Annotated in this window: 1 tRNA gene; it reads right to left on the bottom strand. The window is 59.3% G+C overall.

Going from position 1 to position 241, the window contains the following annotated elements:
- Window positions 1–2: 2 nt before the first annotated feature.
- Window positions 3–76, bottom strand: a tRNA-Asp gene (locus ACCD00_RS30915).
- Window positions 77–241: the final 165 nt, after the last annotated feature.

Here is a 241-nt window from a genome sequence, read left to right as displayed (position 1 = left end):
GGCGCAGCGGACGGGACTCGAACCCGCGACCCCCGGCGTGACAGGCCGGTATTCTAACCGACTGAACTACCGCTGCGTATCGCTTTGAGCAGATGCTCAAGTAACTCGTCTGATTGAAAACTCAGTAGCTTTTCAATCTCGAGCCAGGCGTGCCTGACTCGGAAAATATGGCGCAGCGGACGGGACTCGAACCCGCGACCCCCGGCGTGACAGGCCGGTATTCTAACCGACTGAACTACCG

This window comes from Pseudomonas sp. Pseusp3 (assembly GCF_047304225.1).
Lineage (GTDB): Bacteria > Pseudomonadota > Gammaproteobacteria > Pseudomonadales > Pseudomonadaceae > Aquipseudomonas > Aquipseudomonas fluorescens_CD.
Note: the sequence above shows the minus strand (reverse complement) of the source record. Positions and strands in the feature narration are given on the sequence as shown.